The organism is Actinoplanes sp. NPDC048988 (genome assembly GCF_043197815.1).
Taxonomy (GTDB): Bacteria; Actinomycetota; Actinomycetes; order Mycobacteriales; family Micromonosporaceae; genus Actinoplanes.
Map to the genome: position 1 here is coordinate 249,764 of NZ_JBICTW010000013.1, position 19,811 is coordinate 269,574.

A 19,811-nucleotide genomic window follows, 5' to 3' on the forward strand; every position below is an offset into this window, starting at 1 on the left:
TGTAGAACTCTCCGCCGAAGTGTTGCATAACTCGGCGGAGAGTTCTAGAACTATTTGGCAGCGGCCTTGTACAGCGTCTCCGGGGCCACCGCGCCGGCGAAGACCCGGCCGTCGTCGGTCACCAGCACGCTGAAGAGAGAACCGGAGAAGAGATGACCACTGCCCCAGCTCCCGCTCACCTTCGGCAGCATGTCGATCACGCTGTCGAGCTGCTTGGCCTCGTCACCGGCGGACTTCGGCAGCTTCGCCGTCACCACCGACGCCCAGCCCTCACCGATCACCCTCGGCTGCTCGGCCCCGGCCGGCGGCTTCATCCCGCCCGGCTTCCGGGCCTCGGCGGCCTTGTGCTCCTTCTCCAGCTCGGTCTCGAGCTTGCCCGCGTCCGTGTCGTTGACCTTCGTGCCCGGCGGCGGGTTGAAGGCGAACTGCTGGTTGTCGGGCGTGTCGAAACTGATCTGCTGGAACGCCACCCGAACGGCCGGGTTGACCGCGTCCTTGGCGTAGACGTCGACCCGCAGCGGGATCTTCTTCTCCGCGTCGATCGCCAGGCGCACCTGCCCGATCAGCGACTCGGTCGCCTTCGGGCTGAGCACCAGCTCGTAGGCGTCGCGGCCGGCCACCTTGGCCGCGCCGGTGGTCGAGACCGCTGTGGTCGGGTCGATCGCGTCGAGCGCCGCCTCGGCCGCGTCCTGCGGCGTCGAGGGGATCCCCGTCGGCAGCGAAGCGGGCTTCTTGTCCTCGCCCGCGGGCAGGGTGAGGTGCGTGGCCGTCTTGGCCTTGCTCTGCCAGAGCCAGACGTCGGTGCCGTTGCGGATGACGTCGGTCTCGCCGAGCGTGCTCATCACCGCCAAGCGAGCCTTGTCCTCACCGGCGTACCAGACGCGGGCGGTGTTGCTGCCCGCGACCAGGTTGACCAGGTCGGCGCCGCCCGAGTCGGCGGTGAGCCCGGCAATCTTGGGCAGCCCCAGGTCGGCGCTCTGCACGATGGTGCCGGACAGGCCGTCGACCTTGGCGTTCTGCAGGTCGACGAGCAGTTCGGCCGCGCTGCGGTCGGGCAGCGAGGGGTCCGCGCTCGCGACGATCGTTCCCGCCGCTGCGCCGCCCCCGATCACGACCACCGCCGCGGCGGATGGTACGAGCCAGCGAAGAGCCGGCCTCGATCTGAACACGGACACGATGTCCACCTCCCGTTGATCTGCCACAAGAGTGCGCCGTGGCCGCTGTGACCGGGCTGAGAGCCGCCCCTAGGGGTTGCCCCTCCCATGCCAAGGTAAGGGGGTGCGGTTGCTGGTGGTGGAAGATGAGGCGCGGCTCGCGGCCGCGTTACAGCGCGGGCTGCAGGCCGAGGGCTTCGCGGTGGACGTGTCCGGTGACGGGCAGGACGGGCTCGAGATGGCGCGTCATGGCGGGTACGACGCGATGATCCTCGACGTGATGCTGCCGCGGCTCAGCGGCTATCGGGTCGTCCGTCAACTGCGGGCCGAGGGCAACTGGGTGCCGGTGTTGATGCTGTCGGCCAAGGACGGGGAGTACGACCAGGCGGACGGGCTCGACTGCGGCGCGGACGACTACCTGACCAAGCCCTTCTCCTACGTCGTGCTGCTCGCGCGGTTGCGCGCGCTGCTGCGGCGTGGTGTCCACGAGCGGCCGACGGTGCTCGCCCACGGCGACGTCGAGCTCGATCCGGCCGAGCGCCGGGTCATGGTCGCCGGTGCCGAGGTGACGCTGACGGCCCGCGAGTTCGCCCTGCTGGAGTACCTCATGCGCCGCCCGGGCGAGGTGGTCAGCAAGATCGAGCTGCTCGACCACGTCTGGGACGCCGCCGTGGAGACCGCTCCCAACGCGGTCGAGGTCTACGTCGGCTACCTGCGCCGCAAGATCGGGCGCGACCGGCTCGAGACCGTGCGCGGGGCGGGCTACCGGCTCGCGGCCGTGACGGGGGACTGATGCGCCGGCCGCGCGAGCTCAGCCTGCGCGCCCGGCTGGTGCTCACCTCCGTCCTGGCGCTGACCGCCGGTCTGGCCGCGGGCGGCGTGCTGCTCGTCTTCGTGCTGAACTTCGGGCTGCTGCGGGCGGTGAACGGCGAGGCGCTCGAGACGGCGCGGGGCGTGGCCAAGCTGGTCGACCAGGGGCAGCTGACCGAGCCGATCCCGGTCAACGCGGCCATGCAGGTGCAGGTCATCGACGCGGACGGCCGGGTCCTGTCGATCTCGGCCGGCGCCGACCGGCTCATACCCATGCTGCATTCCGACGAGCTGCGCGGCATGGGCGACGGCAGCGTGCGGGAGATTCCCGGGAGCCGGATCGGCCTGGAGGGCGACGCCCGGGTCGTGATGGTCACCGCCGGGCCGCCCACCGATCCGGTGCGCGTACTGGTCGCGCGGTCCACGAACGACCTGACGCAGGGCGTACACATCCTGCGCGTGACCCTGCTCATCATGTTCCCGTTGCTGGTGGGAGCCCTCTGGCTGGTGCTGTGGCGGGTGCTCGGGGCGGCGCTCAGCCCGGTCGACGCGCTGCGCTCGGGCGCCGAGGAGATCACCGGGGGTACGCGGGCCGGCCGGCTGCCGGTGCCCGAGTCCCGCGACGAGATCCACCGGCTCGCGGTGACGCTGAACGGCATGCTGCACCGGCTCGACGCGGCGCAGGCCCGGCAGCGGGCGTTCGTGGCCGACGCGGCTCACGAGCTTCGCAGCCCGCTGACCAACATGCGTACGGAATTGGAGGTCTCGCAACGTCTGCCCGACACCGACTGGCACGCGCTGTCGGAGGACCTGCTCACCGACGTCGACCGGCTCAGCCGGCTCGTCGACGACATGCTGCTGCTCGCCCGGGCGGACGACGCGGCGCCGGGGCGGGTCGTGGCGGCCCCGTTCCGCGAGGTCGACCTGGGCGCGGTGGTCGGTGACGTGGCGGCTCGCTACCCCACAGTGGGTTACGTGCGTCCCTCGGCGCCGGTCACGATCGCCGGGGAGCCCGACGCGCTCGGCCGTGTGGTGGCGAACCTGCTGGACAATGCCGTGCGGCACGCGAAATCGCGGATCTGCGTCGAGGTGCGCGCGGACGCCGCGTACCGCTGGATCACCGTGACCGACGACGGACCGGGCATTCCCGAAGCCGACCGGGAGCGGGTGTTCGACCGGTTCACCCGGCTCGACGACGCCCGCGCCCGTGACGCGGGCGGTTCCGGTCTCGGCCTGGCCATCGTGCGCGAACTGGCCCGCCGCCACGGCGGCACGGTGACCTTGAGTGACGCCTCACCGGGGCTGCGGGTGGACGTACGGCTGCCCGCCGTTCGGTGAAGAAATTTTAGGAACAGCGGGAACTATCGGGGACGGAGGGACGACCAACGCGCGATGCCCGGCAACGGGCTGTCCCCCATGCGGAAGGTTGACGACTTCGATGTCCCTGCTCAAGCGCTCGGCCCTGGTGGCCGCCACGGTCGCCGGCCTCACCCTGGCGCTCGCCGCGCCGGCCTCCGCCCACGTCACGGTGAACCCCGACACGGCGACCGCGGGTGGATACACCAAGGTGACCTTCCGGGTGCCGAACGAGTCCGACACCGCCTCCACGAACAAGGTCGAGGTGAACCTGCCTGCCGACAACCCGGTGGCCTCGGTCTCGGTCAAGCCGATCACCGGGTGGGATGTGGCCACCACGGTCTCCAAGCTGGCCAAGCCGCTCGAGGCGCACGGCGCGCAGATCACCGAGTCGATCTCGAAGATCACCTGGACCGCCAAGGCGGGCTCGGAGGTCAAGCCGGGACAGTTCCAGGAGTTCGACGTGTCGCTCGGGCCGCTGCCCGAGTCCGGCCAGATGGTCTTCAAGGCCCTTCAGTACTACTCCGACAACACGGTCGTCCGCTGGATCGACGAGCCCACCACCGACGGCTCCGAGGCGGAACACCCGGCGCCCGTGCTGAAGCTCGCCGCGGCCGGCGCGACCGACACGGCCGCCGCCGCGCCGACCGCGACCGCCAGCCCGGTGGCCGCCGCCGACGCCGACGACAGCTCCGACGGGCCCGACGCCTTCGGCATCGCGGGCCTCATCGCCGGGGTGATCGCCCTGATCCTGGCGCTTCTCGCGTACGCCAAAGCCGGCCGCCGCCCGGGCCAGGAGACCAGCGCCACCACGAAGTCCTGACATTGCGCGTACGACGAGGCCGGCCATCACCGTGGCCGGCCTCTTTCGTCCGGTGTTGATCACGGGTTTACTACCGGACGTGAATCGCGTTCGCACGGCTTCCCGGGTCTGGCACGGTCTGCTCTTCGCCGTGGTGCTGACCTCCCTGATCATTCAGATCGTGCTCAGCGCCCAAGGGGACGACGCGCCGGCGGTCACGCGGTTCGTCCGGCTGTTCAGCTACTTCACGATCCAGAGCAACGTCCTGGTGCTGATCGCCGCCGGCAGCCTGATGATCGACCCGGGCCGCGACGGGCGGGTCTGGCGGGTTCTGCGGCTCGACGCGCTGCTCGGGATCATCGTGACCGGCATCGTGTACGCCACCATCCTGGCCGGCACGGCGGACCCGCACGGCGCCGGCTGGTGGTCGAACCTGGGATTCCACTACATCGCGCCGTGGGCGGCGCTGGCCGGATGGGTGGTCTTCGGGCCCCGTCCGCGGATCGACCCGCGGACGATCGCCTGGGCGTTCCTGTGGCCGGCCGCGTGGATCGGTTACACGCTGGCGCACGGCGCGACCACCGACTGGTTCCCGTACCCCTTCGCCGACGCCACGACGATCGGCTATCCCACCGCCGTCCGGAACATGCTGATGGTCGCTGTCATGGCCGCCGTGTTCGCCGCGATCCTGTGGTTCCTCGACCGGCGCCTGCCGCAGACCACTGACAGCGGGCCCGACCCGCTCCCCGCGACCGCCGCCACCAGCACCGAGCCGAAGTAAGCGATCAGCCGGGCGGTTCGTCGTCCGGAGGTCGCCGCTCATTCCAAGGCGAGAAGGGCTGCGAGGTCCCGGCGTCGTACGGAGGTCGCCGTTCGGGCTGAGGCGAGGGCTGAGGCGAAGGCCGAGGAGACGGCTGAGACGAGGGCTGAGACGAAGGCCGAGGAGACGGCTGAGACGAGGGCTGAGGGTGAGACCCGGGGCCGGCGTTGCCGGACGGAGGTTGCTGTTCGGGCCGAGTAGTGGGGTTGGTCCAGGCGTCGCGCAGCTCCCTCTTCGTGGTGTGCCACCAGTCGCGGAACTCGGCTGCCAAGTCGGTCAGGGCGTGGCGCATGCCCGGGTCGTCCAGGCCGGCCCCGAGCAGTTCGGCCAGGCTCAGCAGCCACAGGAACGGGGTCGCGGCCAAGGCCAGCAGGGGAAGCGGCCACCAGGACGTCGCCGCGTACAGGAAAAGCAATGTCACCGCGACCGCCGTCAGGGCCAGGGCCGTCAGGTCGGCGCGGCGCATCAGGCGGGGCAGCAGGCGCAGGCACCGCCACGGGAGGCGGCCGGCGGGAATCAGGATGCGGGCCGCGAAACCGGCCATCACCGCGGCCAGGACCCCGGCCATGACGCGGCCGAACGGGCCGGCCGTGGGCCACCACCAGAGGGCGATCAGTTGCAGGGCGCAGACCAGGGCCGCGCTGGCGGCCAGGCCGCGGCGCAGGCCGTTCAGGACGCCGCGGATCGGCCAGGTCATCGAGACGACGTCGGCTCGGGCCGGGTTGTCGCGGGCCACGTCGCGCAGGGCGCGCATCGAGCGGCGGACGCGCAGGCGTTCGGCGTCGAGCATGGCGATGAGCCAGCGGCCGTACGGGTTGCCGGGCGCGATGGCCAGGGCGGCTCGGGCGGCGGCCAGGGCGGCGTCCCGGTTGCCGGCGTCGCGTTCCACGTCGGCCACGGTCAGCAGGCCCTCGACGGAGTGGGGATCGAGGGAGCGGCCGTGGGCGGCGGCGGCCCGGGCCCGCGGGTAGTCCTTGGCCGAGGCCAGGGCCCGGGCGAGCACGAAGTGGCCGGTCGGCTCGGCCGGTGCCAGGCGGACGGCCTCGGCCGCCGCGGACACCGCGTCCCGGGACCGGATCATGACTATGAGGTTCTCGGCCCGCTCGGCGTGGGCGTCGGCGAACAGCGGCGACGCGGCCACCGCGGCGTCGGCCGTGGCGAGGGCGCCCGCGTAGTCGCGCCGCAGCCGCAACACCGAGGCGAGCAGCGTCAGCAGCCGCGCGTCGCCCGGGCTCGCGGCAAGGCCGGACCGCGCCTGTTTCTCCGCCTCGTCGTAGCGGCCCACCTGGGCCAGCCGATGCGCACGCCAGTAGGCGTCGTTCCGCTCACTCAACGCGCGACATCCAGCGGTGAGCCGATCAACGGATCTTGCGCTTCTTGAGGTACGCGGCCAGGTCGTCGTACTCGCCGGATTCGTTGGCGAACATGGCCACGTTGCGGGCCGTGGCGAACCAGCCGTCCGTCGACGGGCGGACCTCGCGGACGGCGGCGAGCATGTCGTCCTGATTGATCATGCGGATCTCGCCGGTGGCGATGGAGTCGCGCATGGCGAACTCGGCCGCCGTCTCGCACACGTGGGCCAGGTCGGCACCCGAGTAGTGGTCGGTGGCGTCGGCCACGCGGCCCAGGTCGATGCCGGCCACCGGGCGGTCGCGCAGGTGGTACTGGAGGATCGCGGCCCGGGCGGGCCTGTCCGGCGGCAGCACCAGGACCGTACGGTCAAGCCGCCCCGGTCGTCGCAGGGCCGAATCGATGTCCCAGGGCGCGTTGGTCGCGGCCAGCACGAAGACGCCGTCGTTGTTGCCGTCGACCCCGTCGAGCTCGGTCAGCAGCTGGTTGACGACGGTGCGCATGGACGACGAGTTGAGCTGGCTGCGTTTGTGGCCCAGCGCGTCGATCTCGTCGAGGAACAGGACGCAGGGGGCGTGGCCGCGGGCCGAGTCGAACAGGTCGTGCAGGTTGCGCTCCGAGCTGCCCACCCACATGTTGAGCACGTCGGTGATCGACAGGGAGATGAACGAGGCGCCCATCTCGCCGGCCACCGCGCGGGCCAGGAAGGTCTTGCCGCAGCCGGGCGGTCCGTAGAGCAGCAGGCCGCCGCGCAGGCTCTTGCCGAACAGGCTGCGCAGCTTGGGGTTGCGCATCGGGCCGAGGAAGGAGATCTCGAGGCGCTTCTTGACCTCCTCCATGCCGCCGACGTCGGCCAGCGTGACCTTCGAGGTCTCGATGTCGAAGGCGCGGTCGGCGTGGCCCTGGACCGGGTCCGGTTCGCCGTCGGCGCGGGTGAAGCGCGGCGGCACCACGTCACCGAACTCCTGCTCCCTGGCATCCCAGTCGAAGGTGGCGGCGGGCGGGGGCACGGACGGCGACAGGGCCGTTCCCATCAGCTTCTGGGCGGTCGCGTTGCCGGGCTCGCGGGCCAGGACCTGGGCGGCGTGAGCGATCGCCTCTCCCCCACGTCCGGCCGCCACCAGCAACTCGGCCAGGTGCAGCCGCAACGGCAGGTCGTCCGGGCGGGCCTCCACGGCCGCGGTGAGACTGTCGATCAAGGGGGAGTCGCTCATGACACCGAATTATGCCCGTGGTTGCCTCGGGTGAGCGTGTGGCCATCATCAAAAGACGAGGCCGCCGGGACATATGCCCCGACGGCCTCGTTCCGGACGAAATCAGCAATCAGCCTGGCCGCCGGAAGCCCGCGATGGGCATCCGGTCGATCTCCGCCATCCGCACGTGGTCACCCGTGTGCGGAGCGTGGACCATCTTGCCGCCGCCGATGTAGAGGCCGACGTGATGGAGGCTTCCGGGGAAGAAGAAGACCAGGTCACCCGGTTGCAACTCGTCCCGCGACACCGCCTTGCCCTCGTTCCACTGGTCTTTCGTGTAGTGGTCGAGGTGGACACCGACGCTGCCCCAGGCCTCCTGGGTCAGACCGGAGCAGTCGTACGTGTTCGGTCCTGCCGACCCGAAGACGTACGGCTTGCCGATCAGGTCGCACGCGCGCTGAGCCGCACGCCCGCCCTTGTCATTGGTGTACGTGACCGGACAGGCGCCCAACCGCAGGGGCCCGTCCGAGGCGTCCGCCGAGCCGTACGCCTGGATCCGCAGTTTCTGCAGCGCGGTGATCTTGGTTTCGATCGCCTTCTTGCGGGTGGACAGGTCCTTGTCGCGCGCGGCGACGGACTTGGTCACGATATCCAGGTCGGACTTGGTGGCGGTGAGCTTGTCGCGCAGCGCCGCCACGCCCTTGATCTGCTCCTGCTGATGACGAGCCAGCTGATCGAGATAGGTCAGCTTGTCGGTCAGCCCGGTCGGCGAGCCACTGATGATCATGGCATCGAGGGCGTTCGGCGCACCCTGCTTGTACGCGTCGACGGCCAGGCCTTGCACCTGGGCCATCGCCAGGTCGACCTGCACCTGGAGCGGGTTGAGCTGGGCGGCGAGCTTCTTCTGCTGAGCGCGGTTCTTGAGCAGCTGGTTGTGCACGTCGTTGTACTGCTCGATGACCGGCTCGAGGTCGTTCCACTGCTTGTCGATCTGGGCCTCGACCGTGGAGGGCGAGGGTGTGGCGTGCGCGACGGCTGGTCCGGTGACAACGACCCCGACCGTCGCGAGTGCGCAGACGAGTCCACGCAGAACTGCGGCGCGGCCGCGCGCCCCAATCCGTTTCACGTTGGGTGTGACGTCCTTTCTTCCCTCGAGCCGCCGACCGGGTTAGCTGACGGGTTCGGACGGGAAGACGCGTCCGGCCGCGAGGCATCGCGGCTTCACCCCAACCACTCGGGTCCCCGGTTCGCCCACACGACGATTAGGCGGTGGTCCGTCAGATCGGCCGGGTGGACGATGGGGGGCTGCCGAACCGGGGACCACCGTACTCCGGATCATGTGGAGAACTGAAGCCGCCGCGTACGGGAAACTGTTTGCTCCGAAAGGCATACACAGAGTAACTAGAGGGGCCAGTGGTCCAGCGCACGGTCAAGCCAGGGCACCACGAGAATCACGGTGGGTAATACCAGCAGACCAGCGGCGGCGAGCGCGGCGGCCACGTTCAGGCCGACGGACACGGTGTGCGGCTTGGCCAGCCGGGCCAGCCTCCGGCGCCTCGCGTCACCCGTCGGGTCGGCCCGCGCGTCCTCCGCCAGGGGGACGGCGTCGGTCAACCGCTCGAGGGCGGCCCGCAACGGCTCGGCGCCGGCCTTCCGCCGGGCCACGTCGTCCGAGATCATTTCCAGCAGCAGATGTACGGCGTCGAGGGGCGCCCGGCTGCGCAACGGCTGCGGCACGGCGCGGTAGAAGGCGGTGAACGACTCCATCACCACCTCGTGCCGGTGGCGCAGATGGGTCTGCTCGTGGGCGAGGACCGCGTCGACCTGTTCCCGGTCGAGCACCTGGAGCACGCCGTTGCTCAGCACGACCCGCGGCTCGCGGCCGGGCACGCAGTACGCCAGCGGCAGCGCCCCGTCGAGCACGCGCAGGTTGTCGGGGCCCAGCTCGCGATGCTGTTCGGCCCGGTCGAGCAGGTCGACGAGCTCGCGGTGGCGGGCCCGGCGCACCCGCGAGCGCCGGGTGACCCGGACCAGCGAGACGATGAGCCGCAGGATGATGACGCCGGCCACGACCAGGGCGCCGATCAGCGCGGTGGCGGCGACCGGCTTGCCGGAGCCGGCGGCCCGGGTCACCTCGTACGGCGCCGAGAGGACCACGCCGAGGGCGGACAGCACGGCGCTCAGGGTGATCGACTGCCAGAGCAGGACGGCCGCCACCGGGGCCCGGTCGGGCCAGCGCGCGCGGGCCAGCGCACCCGGGACGACCAGCGACAGGGTCAGGCCGAGCGCGCCGAGCAGAAGCGCCGTCACCCCGCCGACCGCCCCACCCACCGCCCGGACCGAGACCGGCAAGCCGTCATTTCTTCGTGACTGCTTCGATTGCCGCCTTGAGGGCATCGGGTGACAACTGACCCATGAAATAGGCCAGCGCGGCGTCCTGGTCGCCGCTGGCGGTGAGCGCGTCGAGCATGAGGCCGGCCGTCATCTCCTCGCGGGACTGCGCGGGCGCGTACTTGTAGGCCCGGTCGTCGTTCTGCTGAACGACGACGCGCTTTTTCGTCAGACGGTTGAGCACGGTCATCACGGTCGTGTAGGCGAGGTCGCGCTCCCGCTGGAGGCGCTCGTGCACCTGCCGCACGGTGAGCGGCTCACCCGCGTCCCACAACTGCCGCATGACCTCGCGTTCCAGGTCCCCGAGAGCCATGTATGCCATCTTACACAGGCCTACTGCGCAGTGTCGTACTACGCGACGTAGTATCTACTACGAGACGTCGTAGAGGGGGCATTCCCATGGACGTACTGGACCTGACCCGGCTCCAGTTCGCGGTGGTGACGATCTATCACTACTTCTTCGTGCCGCTGTCGATCAGCCTGGCCGCGGCCGCCGCCGGCCTGCAGATCGCCTGGCTGCGCACCAAGCGCGAGGACTATCTGCATCTCACCAAGTTCGTCGGCAAGATCCTGATCGTCACGTTCGCGGTCGGCGTGGTCACCGGCCTCGTGCAGGAATTCCAGTTCGGCCTGGGCTGGAGCAGCTTCGCCAAGTTCTACGGCGACGTCTTCGGGCCGACCCTGGCCATCGAGGGGATGCTCGCGTTCTTCCTGGAGGCGACGTTCCTCGCGCTCTGGTATTTCGGGTGGGACCGCCTGCCCCGCCTCGTGCACACGGCCACCATCGTCATCGTCGCGATCGGCACCGTGCTGTCGGCGTTCATCATTCTGGCCGCCAACTCCTTCATGCAACACCCGGTGGCGTACGCGCTGGACCCGGTGACCGGGCGGGCGCGTCTGACATCGTTCACCGACCTGCTGCTCAACAAGGTCAACCTGGCCGCCTTCCCGCACACCCTGGCCGGCGCGATCATGGTGGGCGGGGCGCTGCTGCTGGCCCTGGGCGTCTGGCGGCTCGCGGCCGACGGCACATTCCGGATCATGGCTCGCCTCGGCGCCTGGATGACGCTGGCCGGCGGGGCGCTGACCGCGCTGACCGGCGACCACCTCGGCAAGGTCATGACCGAGGTGCAGCCGATGAAGATGGCCGCGGCCGAGGCGCTGTACGAGACCACCAAGGGCGCGCCGTTCTCGATCTTCACGCTGGGCTCGCCGTTCCCGAACTTCTCGCTCGACATCCCCTGGCTGCTCTCCATCCTGGCCAAGGGCAACCCGAACGCGACGGTGCAGGGCATCAACGACCTTCAGGCCCAGTACGCGGCCCAGTACGGCCCCGGCTCGTACGTGCCCATGATCCCGGTGGCGTTCTGGTCGTTCCGCGTGATGATCGGCGCCGGCATGCTGGCCGCGGCCGTGGCCGCGTTCTACCTGTGGCGTACCCGCAAGCACCGCGACGCCCCACGCTGGCTGACCCGATGGCTGCCGTTGATCCCGATCCTGCCCGCCGTCGCCAACACCTTCGGCTGGATCTTCACCGAGACCGCGCGGCAGCCGTGGATCGCCTTCGGCATCTCGAAGGTCGCCGACGGCATCTCCCCCGGGCTGACCAGCTCGGAGGTGATCGCCTCGCTGGCCGGGTTCACCGTCGTCTACGGGATCCTCGCGGTCGTCTGGTTCCGCCTGGTACGCCACCTCGCGCGGCAGCCCCTCGCCGCCGAACCGGCCGCCGTCGCCGAGACCGCCGAACCCGCACCCGTCTACTGAGGGACTGACATGATCACCTTCTGGTTCGCCGTCGTCGTGCTCGCCTGGGTGCTCTTCTTCGTGCTGGAGGGCTTCGACTTCGGCGTGGGCCTGCTCGGCCCGCTGCTCGGCCGCGACGACCACGAGCGCGGCGCCGCGGTCCGCACGATCGGCCCGTTCTGGGACGGCAACGAGGTCTGGCTGGTCGCGGCGATCGGTGTCACGTTCGCCGCGTTCCCCGCCTGGTACTCGGCCCTGCTCTCCGGCCTCTACCTGCCGATGGTCGTCCTGTTGCTCCTGCTCGCGGTCCGCGGCGTCGCCCTCGAGTTCCGCGGCAAGGGCGACGGACCGGCGTACCGCCTTCGGGCCGACATCGCGCTGGCGCTCAGCTCGCTCGGCATCGTGCTGGTGTGGGGCGCGCTGCTGGCCACGTTCGTCAGGGGCCTGGCCCTCGGCGCCGACGGCTCGGTCACGGGCGGCGGCCTCTCCCGCACCCTCGGCCCGATCTGGTCGCCCGAGGCCGGGCTCGGCGCACTGGCCGCCCTGTTCGCGGCGCTGATGCTGGGCGCCACCTTCCTCGGCCTGCGCACCAGCGGCCCGGTGCGCCATCGGGCGCGCACGCTGGCCCGGTGGCTGGGCACGGGCGGCGCGGTCGCGCTTCTCGTCGCCGGTTTCGGTACGGGGTCCCGCCTGGCCCTGGCCGCCGCGGCCCTCAGCCTGCTCGCCGGCATGCTGGCCCGCTCCGGCCGCGAGGCCCTGGCCTTCACCACCACCGCGCTGTCGGTGGCCGGTGCCGTGGTCGCCGTCTTCACCACCCACGGCGACGTCGTGCTGCGCAGCACCCTCGACCCGCAGTGGTCCCTGACCCGGGACGCGGCCGCCGCCACCCCGCAGGCCCTGGAGCTGATCACCTGGGCCGGTGTGCTCATCCTGCCGGGCGTCCTCGCATACCAGGCCTTCTCCTATGTGGTCTTCCGCCGCCGAGTCGCCAGCGAACGGGTTCCCTCATGACCACCGCCCCACAGCCTCCCGTTCTTGTTCCCGCCGCGCCGAAGCGGTCCGCGTCAGCCCGCGGCCCGCTGGACCCCCGGCTGGTGCGTCACGCCCGCACCAGCCGGGCCGGCATCGCCCTGCTCGCGCTGCTCGGCGCCGGCCAGGCCGCGGCGACGCTGGCCGTCGCCGTGGCGCTCACCCTGCTGGTGGCGGGCGACCACCGGTGGGCCACCGGCCTGCTGGCCGGCGCGTTCGCCGCCCGGGCCGCCTTCTCCTGGGGCGAGCAGGTGGTGGCCCAGCGAACCGCCGCCCGGGTCACCGACGAACTGCGCCGCTCGATGCTCACCGCGGTCCTGCGCCGCGGCCCGGCCTGGGTGGCGTCGTTCGGCGCGGGCCGGCTCACCGCGGTGCTGAGCACCGGCCTCGACGCGCTGCGCCCGTGGTTCAGCGGCTACCTGCCGTCCCTGGTCCTCGGCGTCGCGCTGCCCCCGCTGGTCATCGTCACCATGGCCCTGGTCGACCCCGCGTCGGCGATCGTCGCCCTGGTCACCCTCCCCCTGATCCCCGTCCTGGGCGCCCTGATCGGCTGGGCCACCCAGGCCCGCGCCCGCCAGCGCTGGCAGGCCGACGCCCGCCTGGCCGGCCACTTCCTCGACGTGGTGCGCGGCCTACCGGCCCTGCGCGTCTTCGGCCGCGCCGAACGCCAGACCGCCGTGGTCGCCGACCTCACCGACAAGCACCGCTCGGCCACCCTGCGCGTCCTCCGAGTCGCCTTCCTCTCCTCGACGGCCCTCGACCTGGTCGGCACCCTCTCGGTCGGCCTGATCGCCGTCGAGGCCGGCCTCCGCGTCGCCGCCGGCAACCTGCCCCTGGGCCCGGCCCTGCTGGTCATCCTGCTGGCCCCCGAGGCGTACCGCCCGCTGCGCGAGATGGCCGCCAAGTACCACGCCGCCACCGACGCCACAGCCGTCATCACCGACGTCGACGAGATCCTGACGTCCACCACGGACAGCCCCACGCCGCCACACGCGCCGAAACCGCACTCCCCCGGCGTGGGCGCTTTCGGCTTGCGGGTCCGCTACCCCGGCGCGACCCGGGACGCGCTGACACTGGACGAGCTGACCGTCCGCGCGGGCGAGATCGTCGCGCTGCGGGGCCCATCGGGTGCGGGCAAGACGACGGCCCTGCGAGTGCTCGCCGGCCTGCAGACACCCCACGCGGGGGTGGCGGTCGCGGACAACGCGCTCTACCTTCCGCAACGCGTGACGCTGCCGCACGCCCGCACGGTGGCCGACCTGTTCCCGGCCGGCACCCCCGCTGCCGACATCACCGGCGCCCTCCGGACGGTGGGCCTGGACCTGTCCCCGGCCACCGCCCTGGGCGAGCGGGGCGCGGGCGTCTCGGCCGGCCAGCGGCACCGGCTGGCACTGGCCGCCCTGCTGCTCCGCGCCGGCGCGGAGCCGGTCACGCTGCTCCTCGACGAGCCCACCGCCCACCTCGACACCACCACCGAACAACTGGTCATCGAACAGCTCCGCACCGCCGCCCACCGAGGCAGCGCCGTCCTCGTGGTAGCCCACCGCCCGGCCCTGCTAGCCGCCGCCGACCGCATCACCACCGTGACGCCCCCAGTCACAGACTCCCCGGCTCTCACCGAGAGCAGCAGACCGCCGCAGTCCGGAGCAAATGGCTCGCCGGAGCCCGGGGCCGACGGCGCGCCACAGTCAGGCGCCGGCGACTCGCCACGGTCCCCGCTCAGTGGCTCGCCCGGGGCCGGGGCCGACGGCGCGGCGCGAGTTGGGGCCGACGGCGCGCCGCGAGTTGGGGTCGACGGCGCGCCGCTGGTTGGGGTCGACGGCGCGCCACGGGAGGGCTGGGCGGTTTGGCGGCGGTCGTGGGTGGCCGTTGTGCTCGGGAGTGGGTCTTCGCTGGCCGGGATCGTGCTTACCGGGGCGGCGGCCTGGCTGCTGGTGCGGGCCTCGTCGTTGCCGCCGGTGTTGTCGCTTTCGACGGCTGTGGTGCTGGTGCGCGGGAGTGCGGTTGCCCGGCCGCTTCTTCGGTATCTTGAGCGGCTTGTCGCGCATGATGTCGCGTTCGCTCGGCTTGGGGTGTGGCGGTCTCGGGTGTACGCGGCGCTGGTTCCGCGGGTTCCCGGGGCGCGGCTTCGGCGGCGTGGGGATCTGCTCACCAAGGTTGTCGACGACGTGGACGCTCGGGTCGACGGGCTGCTCCGGGGGCGCCTGCCGGCCTGGGCGGCCGCGGTGACGATCGCTGTCGCGTCGCTGGCGGCGCTGCTTCTGTCGCCGGGCGTCGCGGTGCCGCTCGCGGCCGGGCTGGTGATCGCCGATGTCGTGGCGCCGATGGTGGCGGCCCGGCAGGCCGCCCGCAGCGAAGCGGCCACCGGGGAGGCCCGGGCCCGGCTTCGCGACGCGGTGGTGGAGACCGTGGAGGGAGTCGAGGAACTGACCGGATCGTACGGCGTTCCCGAGCGGCGCAGCCGGGAGCTTGCGCGGCTTGAGGAGCAGGCGGCGCGTGCCGCTGGGTGGGCGGCCGCGCTTGGGCATCTCGGGTGGGGTGTCGCGGTGGTGGGCACCGCGTTCGCGCTCGGGGGTCTCAGCCACGAGTGGGCCGCAGTCCTTCTGCTGGGCATGGTCGTCCTTGGCGAACAGGTCATGACCCTGCCCGACGCCGCCGTGGCGCGCCGTCGCGCTGCCGGCGCTGAGGGACGGCTTGCCGCGCTGGTGGCTGAACCGCCCGCGGCCACGTTCCCCGGGCGCGACGCCCGGGGTGCCGAGACTGGGCCGCTGGGGGGCGGGGCGTTCGGCGTACGGCTGCAAGGGATTGTGGCCGGGTGGGATCCGGAGCGGGAAGCTGTGCTCGATGGGCTCGATCTCGAACTGGCGGCCGGGGCGAAGGTTGCCGTGCTCGGGCGGTCCGGGTCGGGGAAGTCGACGCTGGCGGCGGTTGTGGGGCGGCTTCTCGATCCGCGGGCGGGGGTGATCGCTCTCGAGGGCGGCGGTGATCTGCGGGAGCTGGCGGAAGCGGACGTGCGGGGGCGGATCGTGCTCGTCGGGGATGAGACCGACCATGTGTTCGCGTCCAGCGTTCGGGAGAATCTGCGGCTGGCCAAGCCCGGCGCCACTGATGAGGAGCTGCGGGCCGTTCTCGAGCGGGTTCGGCTCGGGGCGTGGCTCGACGGGCTGGCCGACGGGCTCGACACCTGGCTCGGCAGTGGGGGCAGCACCATGTCGGGTGGGCAGGTGCGGCGGTTCGCCACGGCGCGGGCGCTGCTGGCCGAGCCGGGGCTGCTGATCCTGGACGAGCCCACCGAAGGGCTGGATGTCGACGTGGCCGAGGCCGTGATGGCCGACCTGCTCGACGCCGGGCGGGGGCGGACCGTGCTGGTGCTCACCCACCGCACCGAAGGGCTCGACCGGGTCGACCGGGTGATGACGCTGGAGAACGGCCGGCTGGCGGATCAGGCGGCCGCGGCCAGGCGGCGCAGTGCGGCGGCGGTGGAGCTTTCGGGGGCGGCCATGTAGGTGATCAGGCGCTGGCCGTCGGCCGACTGCAGGACCTCGAAGTCCAGGTCCAGGTCGCCGACCAGGGGGTGGTGCAGGAACTTGCGGCCGGTCACGCACTCGGCGATCGGGTGGTGGGCCCAGATGCCGGCGAAGTCGGCGCTGCGGATGCAGAGGTCGCCGATCAGCTCGGCCAGGGCGCGGTCGCCGGAGTTGCGGCCGGCGACCAGGCGGAGGGAGGCGACGGCCCGGCACGCCTCGGTGTGCCAGTCGCGGTACAGGTCACGGGAGCGCGGGTCGAGAAAGAGCAGCCGCGCCAGGTTCACCGCGGGCGCCGGCTCGTGGAAGGCCAGCAGGGCACGGCCCAGCGGGTTCCAGGCCAGGACGGATGTGCGGCGGTCGAGCAGGACGGCCGGCACGCCGGCCAGCTGGGCCAGTTCCTCCCGTCTGAGCCCGGGCACCCGTCTGGCCCCGTACGAGATCAGCCCGGCCTCGGACGGGGTGAGGCGGGCGCGTTGCCGGTGACCTTCAGTGGGTGACGACGGTGTTCGCGCTCGGCGCGGCCGGGTTCACCCTGCTGTTCGGCCGGGTCGCCGATCTGGTCGGGCGGCGGCGGATGTTCCTGATCGGCATGGCCGCCCTCGGCGTCTCGTCGCTCGCCGGCGGGCTCGCCCAGTCGGCCGAGGTGCTGCTCGCCGCCCGGGCCGTGCAGGGTCTGGCCACCGCCGCCGTCACCCCGGCCGCGCTCGCGCTGCTGACCACGCTCTTCCCGGCCGGCCCGGCGCGGGACAAGGCGCTCGGCCTCAACGGCGCGCTGATGGCCGCCGGTTTCACCACCGGCGCCGTGCTGGGCGGCGTTCTCACCGGGCTGCTGAGCTGGCGGTGGGCTTTCTTCCTGAACGTCGCGGTCGCCGCGGTGGTCCTGGCGACCGCGCCGGTCCTGCTTGATGCGGATGTACGCCGTGAGCGGCGCCGCCGCGTCGACGTGCCGGGCGCCGTCGCCGTCACCGGCGGGCTGCTCGCGCTCGTGTACGGGTGGGTGCTCGTCGGCGTACTCCTCCTCGGCGTTTTCTGGTTGATCGAAAGGCGCGTGGCGGAACCGCTCGTGCCCGTGCGGGTGCTGCGGTCGCGGGGTGCCGGCTGGGGGAACCTGGCCGGCCTGCTGGCCTTCGCGACCGAGACGTCCCTGGTCTTCGTGCTGACGCTCTACCTGCAGGATGTGCTCGGGTATTCGCCGTTGCGGGCCGGGCTGACGTTCGCCGTGCTCGGCGCGGGCACCGTCCTGGGCGGCGTTGTCGCCCCGCGCCTCATCGCCCGGTTCGGGGCGCGCGGCGCGCTCACCGGCGGCCTTCTCGTGCAGGCGGCCGCCACCCTGCCTCTGGTGCTGCTCGGCCCCGGCCGGTCGTGGCTGCTGGCGCTCACCTTCGCCGGCGGCGTCGCGAACCTGGTCGCGATCGTCGCGTTCCTGGTGACCGTGACGAACGCGCTGCCCGCCGCCGATCAGGGGCTGGCGACCGGGCTGGCCACGATGAGCCAGCAGATCGGCATCACCGTCGGCACGCCCGTCATGGCCGCGGTGCTCGCCCAGGGCGGCACCACGTGGGCGATCACCGTCAACGCGGTCGTGGCGCTGGCCACCGGCGTGCTGGTCAGCGTCGCAGTGCCTCCTGCAAGAAGCGCAGTTGCGGTGTGAGCAGGTCGGCGCCGGACGCCATGTGGCCGGCGCCGGGAAGCGGAAGCACGGTGTGCGGCTTCCCGGCGGCCAGCAGCGCCGCGGAGAAGCGCATCGTGTGCACCGGGTAGACGTTGTCGTCGGCCAGGCCGTGGATCAGCATCAGCGGCCGTTCGAGTTTCGCCGCGTCGGTCAGGACCGAGGCGCTTGTGTACGGGCCGGGGTCGACCCGCGGGTCGCCCAGGTACCGCTCCTGCCAGTGGGTGTCGTACAGGAACTCGTCGGTGACCGGCGCCCCCGCGACCGCCGCGTGGAAGACGTCCGGCCGGCGCAGCACGGCCAGCGCGGCCAGGGTGCCGCCGGCCGACCAGCCGCGGATGCCGACCCGCCCGAGGTCGAGTTCCGGGTAGAGCGCGGCCACCGTGTGCAGCGCGTCGACCTGGTCCTCGACCAGCTTGCCGGAGTTGTCGCCGTGGGCCTCCTTCTCCCAGCGCGGCCCGCGCCCCGGCGTGCCCCGGCCGTCGGCGACGATCACCGCGAACCCCTGGTCGGCGAACCACTGCGAGACGTAGAAGCTGCCCCGGTGGGCGACGGCGCGCTGCATGGCCGTGCCGCCGTACGGGTCCATCAGGACCGGCAGCCGCTCACCGCGCTGCCACACGGCGGGGAACAGGACGGCCGTCCGCAACTCACGCTTTCCGCAGCGGAGCAGAGACACTTTGGGTACGACGGGTGAGCTCGCCGCCAGATCGGTGATGGTCCGGGGGCCGAAGCGGGTGTCCTCCCCGTCGAGCCGGTACGACCGGATCACCGTGCTGCCGCCGGACCGGCAGCCGGTGTGCACGCCCTTGCCCGCGGTGATCTGGTCGAGACCGCCGGCCCGGGACCAGGTCCAGAGGTGTTGCTCGGTGGGCTCCTCGGTCGCGGCGAACAGCAGCGTGTCCCCGTCGACGGACAGCAGCTCGGCCACCTGCAGCCCCGGCGGCGTGACCGGTTCACCGGCGACGGTCAGGTGCCGGGTGTCGTCGCGGTCGGAGGTCCAGACCAGTTCCCCGGCGGCCGTGCGCCGGGGCACCCCCGGCACGATCTGCGTCCAGGCGTCGTCCTGCTCCTCGGCGATCGTGCTGGTGGCGCCGGTCGCCGGGTCGACCTCGAGCACGCGCATGACGGTCTGCGGCCTGTTCTGGGTGACCGCGAGCAGCCCGTGCTCGTCCCAGACGACGTCGACGAGGTATTCGTACTCGGCGGTGACGTCCGTACGGCCGCCCGACGTGTCGTAGACGTGCAGCGTCACCACGGCGTTGTCGGTGCCGGCGCGCGGATAGCGGTGCGCGGTCGGCGGTTCCCGCGGATGGCTGGGGTCGCTCAGATACCAGACCTCGACCGGCTCGTTGTCGACCCGCGCCACGGCGAGCCGGCCGCTGTCCGGCGCCCACCAGAAGCCGCGCGTCCGCTCCATCGACTCGCCGGCCACGTGTTCGGCCAGCCCGTACGTCACCTCGGCCTTCTCCGGCGTCGCCACCGAGTGGTCCCCGGCACCGTCGGTGCCGACGAGCCGCAGCTCGCCCTCGTGCACGTACGCCACCGCCGTACCGTCCGGGCTGATCGTCGCGTCCTCCACCGGCGCCCGCGCCGGCAACGCCGTGACCGCGCCGGTTTCCACGTCCACCACGAACAGTTTCTGATCCGCGGTGAACGCCACCCGCCGTACGGCCCGATCGGCGCTGTAGTCCGAGATCCCCGCCGACCGGTCCCGGGCCCGCTCCCGCCGCGCCCGCTCCCGCGCCGACGGAGCCTGCCCGGCCGGCGCGACCGGATCGGCGAGAAGCAGCTCCCGCTCGCCGTCGAGCTCGAGGCTCCACAGCCGCAGCACCGGATCCTCCCCGCCGAGGCTGCGCAGAAAGAGCACCCGCTTCCCGTCGGGCCCGATGGTGAACCGCCGCGGCCGCCCGAGGCCGAACCCTTGCGTCCGCCCCACCAGCCGCGGAAAAGAGACAAGCATGCCG

At 72.2% G+C, this 19,811-nt stretch carries 16 protein-coding genes and 1 riboswitch; of the genes, 8 read left to right on the top strand and 8 right to left on the bottom strand.

Annotation, left to right across the window (positions count from 1 at the left end; all coding sequences use genetic code 11):
* Positions 1 to 50: 50 nt before the first annotated feature.
* Complete coding sequence (locus ACGFJ7_RS33090; RefSeq protein ID WP_360253635.1) at positions 51 to 1,175, bottom strand: sigma-E factor regulatory protein RseB domain-containing protein; 1,125 nt, start codon at positions 1,173 to 1,175, stop codon at positions 51 to 53.
* A gap of 103 nt (positions 1,176 to 1,278) precedes the next feature.
* Here ACGFJ7_RS33090 and ACGFJ7_RS33095 point away from each other — a divergent pair, with 103 nt between their 5' ends.
* The 4 genes from ACGFJ7_RS33095 to ACGFJ7_RS33110 all read left to right on the top strand — a co-directional run bounded on the left by ACGFJ7_RS33095 (position 1,279) and on the right by ACGFJ7_RS33110 (position 4,903).
* Positions 1,279 to 1,947 (top strand): response regulator transcription factor, encoded by a 669-nt coding sequence (locus tag ACGFJ7_RS33095; protein ID WP_360253637.1) that lies wholly within the window; start codon positions 1,279 to 1,281, stop codon positions 1,945 to 1,947.
* Complete coding sequence (locus tag ACGFJ7_RS33100) at positions 1,947 to 3,302, top strand: ATP-binding protein (protein ID WP_360253639.1); 1,356 nt, start codon at positions 1,947 to 1,949, stop codon at positions 3,300 to 3,302. The genes ACGFJ7_RS33095 and ACGFJ7_RS33100 overlap by 1 nt, the downstream gene beginning before the upstream one ends.
* Before the next feature lie 100 nt (positions 3,303 to 3,402).
* The gene (locus ACGFJ7_RS33105) at positions 3,403 to 4,143 is read left to right on the top strand and encodes a YcnI family protein (RefSeq protein WP_360253641.1); all 741 of its coding nucleotides are present in this window, start codon (positions 3,403 to 3,405) and stop codon (positions 4,141 to 4,143) included.
* Positions 4,144 to 4,222: 79 nt separating this feature from the next.
* Positions 4,223 to 4,903, top strand: coding sequence for a Pr6Pr family membrane protein (locus tag ACGFJ7_RS33110; RefSeq protein WP_360253643.1), 681 nt, complete (start codon positions 4,223 to 4,225; stop codon positions 4,901 to 4,903).
* A 4-nt stretch (positions 4,904 to 4,907) separates the two neighbouring features.
* Here the strand turns inward: ACGFJ7_RS33110 and ACGFJ7_RS33115 are convergent, their stop codons facing one another.
* The 5 genes from ACGFJ7_RS33115 to ACGFJ7_RS33135 all read right to left on the bottom strand — a co-directional run bounded on the left by ACGFJ7_RS33115 (position 4,908) and on the right by ACGFJ7_RS33135 (position 10,189).
* Positions 4,908 to 6,275 carry a tetratricopeptide repeat protein gene (locus ACGFJ7_RS33115; protein ID WP_360253645.1) on the bottom strand — a complete coding sequence of 456 codons (1,368 nt, stop codon included), beginning with the start codon at positions 6,273 to 6,275 and terminating at the stop codon, positions 4,908 to 4,910.
* A 25-nt stretch (positions 6,276 to 6,300) separates the two neighbouring features.
* The gene (locus tag ACGFJ7_RS33120) at positions 6,301 to 7,506 is read right to left on the bottom strand and encodes an AAA family ATPase (RefSeq protein ID WP_360253647.1); all 1,206 of its coding nucleotides are present in this window, start codon (positions 7,504 to 7,506) and stop codon (positions 6,301 to 6,303) included.
* Positions 7,507 to 7,615: 109 nt separating this feature from the next.
* A complete protein-coding gene (locus ACGFJ7_RS33125) occupies positions 7,616 to 8,611 on the bottom strand; it encodes an NlpC/P60 family protein (RefSeq protein ID WP_360253649.1) in 996 nt (331 codons plus the stop codon).
* Between the two features lie 15 nt (positions 8,612 to 8,626).
* Positions 8,627 to 8,764: riboswitch (cyclic di-AMP (ydaO/yuaA leader) on the bottom strand.
* 122 nt (positions 8,765 to 8,886) lie between these two features.
* Positions 8,887 to 9,837 (bottom strand): M56 family metallopeptidase, encoded by a 951-nt coding sequence (locus ACGFJ7_RS33130; protein WP_392645676.1) that lies wholly within the window; start codon positions 9,835 to 9,837, stop codon positions 8,887 to 8,889.
* A 4-nt stretch (positions 9,838 to 9,841) separates the two neighbouring features.
* Positions 9,842 to 10,189, bottom strand: coding sequence for a BlaI/MecI/CopY family transcriptional regulator (locus tag ACGFJ7_RS33135; protein WP_392645678.1), 348 nt, complete (start codon positions 10,187 to 10,189; stop codon positions 9,842 to 9,844).
* Positions 10,190 to 10,275: 86 nt separating this feature from the next.
* Between ACGFJ7_RS33135 and ACGFJ7_RS33140 the strand changes: the two genes are divergently transcribed.
* The 3 genes from ACGFJ7_RS33140 to cydC are packed head-to-tail and all read left to right on the top strand — an operon-like array spanning position 10,276 to position 16,154.
* Positions 10,276 to 11,640, top strand: coding sequence for a cytochrome ubiquinol oxidase subunit I (locus ACGFJ7_RS33140; RefSeq protein WP_392645680.1), 1,365 nt, complete (start codon positions 10,276 to 10,278; stop codon positions 11,638 to 11,640).
* A gap of 9 nt (positions 11,641 to 11,649) precedes the next feature.
* Complete coding sequence (gene cydB, locus ACGFJ7_RS33145) at positions 11,650 to 12,630, top strand: cytochrome d ubiquinol oxidase subunit II (protein ID WP_392645681.1); 981 nt, start codon at positions 11,650 to 11,652, stop codon at positions 12,628 to 12,630.
* Positions 12,627 to 16,154: a thiol reductant ABC exporter subunit CydC gene (gene cydC, locus ACGFJ7_RS33150; RefSeq protein WP_392645682.1), complete on the top strand. Its 3,528-nt coding sequence runs from the start codon at positions 12,627 to 12,629 to the stop codon at positions 16,152 to 16,154. The genes cydB and cydC overlap by 4 nt, the downstream gene beginning before the upstream one ends.
* Here cydC and ACGFJ7_RS33155 read toward each other — a convergent pair.
* Complete coding sequence (locus ACGFJ7_RS33155) at positions 16,091 to 16,594, bottom strand: hypothetical protein (protein ID WP_392645683.1); 504 nt, start codon at positions 16,592 to 16,594, stop codon at positions 16,091 to 16,093. The two genes, cydC and ACGFJ7_RS33155, sit on opposite strands and share 64 nt — an antisense overlap.
* A 74-nt stretch (positions 16,595 to 16,668) precedes the next feature.
* On the opposite strand from ACGFJ7_RS33155, the gene ACGFJ7_RS33160 reads away from it, so the two are divergent.
* A complete protein-coding gene (locus ACGFJ7_RS33160) occupies positions 16,669 to 17,826 on the top strand; it encodes an MFS transporter (RefSeq protein ID WP_392645685.1) in 1,158 nt (385 codons plus the stop codon).
* On the opposite strand, the gene ACGFJ7_RS33165 is transcribed toward ACGFJ7_RS33160, so the two are convergent.
* Positions 17,783 to 19,807 (bottom strand): prolyl oligopeptidase family serine peptidase, encoded by a 2,025-nt coding sequence (locus ACGFJ7_RS33165; protein ID WP_392645687.1) that lies wholly within the window; start codon positions 19,805 to 19,807, stop codon positions 17,783 to 17,785. The two genes, ACGFJ7_RS33160 and ACGFJ7_RS33165, sit on opposite strands and share 44 nt — an antisense overlap.
* Between the last annotated feature and the right edge of the window lie 4 nt (positions 19,808 to 19,811).

Coding starts and splice junctions, on each gene's coding strand:
- ACGFJ7_RS33100 (WP_360253639.1), top strand. CDS start 1,947: ATGCGCCGGCCGCGCGAGCTCAGCCTGCGCGCCCGGCTGGTGCTCACC.
- cydB (WP_392645681.1), top strand. CDS start 11,650: ATGATCACCTTCTGGTTCGCCGTCGTCGTGCTCGCCTGGGTGCTCTTC.
- ACGFJ7_RS33135 (WP_392645678.1), bottom strand. CDS start 10,189: ATGGCTCTCGGGGACCTGGAACGCGAGGTCATGCGGCAGTTGTGGGAC.
- ACGFJ7_RS33140 (WP_392645680.1), top strand. CDS start 10,276: ATGGACGTACTGGACCTGACCCGGCTCCAGTTCGCGGTGGTGACGATC.
- ACGFJ7_RS33165 (WP_392645687.1), bottom strand. CDS start 19,807: ATGCTTGTCTCTTTTCCGCGGCTGGTGGGGCGGACGCAAGGGTTCGGC.
- ACGFJ7_RS33120 (WP_360253647.1), bottom strand. CDS start 7,506: ATGAGCGACTCCCCCTTGATCGACAGTCTCACCGCGGCCGTGGAGGCC.
- ACGFJ7_RS33105 (WP_360253641.1), top strand. CDS start 3,403: ATGTCCCTGCTCAAGCGCTCGGCCCTGGTGGCCGCCACGGTCGCCGGC.
- cydC (WP_392645682.1), top strand. CDS start 12,627: ATGACCACCGCCCCACAGCCTCCCGTTCTTGTTCCCGCCGCGCCGAAG.